This window comes from Paracoccus sp. IB05, assembly GCF_016405985.1.
GTDB lineage: Bacteria > Pseudomonadota > Alphaproteobacteria > Rhodobacterales > Rhodobacteraceae > Pseudogemmobacter.
This window is the reverse complement of the sequence record NZ_JAEFCF010000092.1, coordinates 1-1,033: the sequence shown is the minus strand read 5'-3', so window position 1 is coordinate 1,033 and position 1,033 is coordinate 1. Positions and strand designations below refer to the sequence as shown.

General features: G+C 60.9%; 1 protein-coding gene. It reads left to right on the top strand.

The genetic code is table 11. The features are described 5' to 3' along the window. Positions 1 to 50: 50 nt before the first annotated feature. Positions 51 to 980 (top strand): IS5 family transposase, encoded by a 930-nt coding sequence (locus tag JC607_RS25170; protein WP_198839442.1) that lies wholly within the window; start codon positions 51 to 53, stop codon positions 978 to 980. The last annotated feature ends 53 nt before the right edge of the window (positions 981 to 1,033 follow it).

Here is a 1,033-nt window from a genome sequence, read left to right as displayed (position 1 = left end):
CCTCTGATCTGCGGATTCATGTTTGTGAGTCAGCGGGTTAGATTGGCGCCATGAGCAAGCCCGTCCCCCTATTCCGCACGACGAACTGGTCCAGCTACAGCAGGTCCCTGAAGCGGCGTGGCTCTCTGATGGTATGGTTTGATCCGGAGATGGCCTGGTTCGCGGTCCCGAGCGGCAAGGCGGGTCACCCTGAGAGGTTTTCGGCGGTTACGATACAATTCTGCCTCTCGATCAAGGTGCTGTTCGGGTTGCCGCTCCGTCAAACGACAGGGTTTGTGGAGAGCCTTCTGGCCCTGTCAGGGCTCGACTGGCCCGTGCCGGATTACACAACGCTCTGCCGCAGACAGAAGCACCTTAAGGTGCAGATCCCGTATCGTGCGGCGTCCGGGCCGCTGCATCTGCTGGTGGACAGCACCGGAATCAAGTTCTCAGGCGAAGGCGAGTGGCAGGTCCGCAAGCATGGGGCCAGCCGTCGCAGGCAATGGCGCAAGATCCACATAGGTATCGACGCTGAAACCCTTGAAGTTCGCGCGGTCGAGATGACCAGCAACTGCATCGGAGATGCGCCCGTTCTGCCCGGTCTGCTGGCGCAAATCCCGGTGCATGAGCGGATCGGCAGCGTCACCGCCGACGGCATCTATGACACCAAAGGCTGTCATACCGCCATCGCAGCTCGGGGAGGCGATGCCATCATACCGCCACGACGAAATGCCCGGGACTGGAAGGGACATGATCCCGGCCTGCAGGCTCGCAACGAAGCCCTGCGCGCCTGCAAGCGCTTCGGACGGGCCAACTGGAAGAAATGGTCCGGATATCATCGACGAAGTCGCGTCGAGGCCAAGATGAGATGCCTCAAGCTCCTCGGCGAGCGCATCATGGCCAGAGACTTCGACAGGCAGGATGCAGAGGTTCAGATCCGCATCGCACTCATGAACCGCTTCACCTCACTCGGAACGCCCGAGACCGTCCGCATGCGCTGAAGCTAGCGGGAAAGGGACACATGCGGCCTCAATCAGAATAGCGCAACAAAGCC

Coding starts and splice junctions, on each gene's coding strand:
- JC607_RS25170 (WP_198839442.1), top strand. CDS start 51: ATGAGCAAGCCCGTCCCCCTATTCCGCACGACGAACTGGTCCAGCTAC.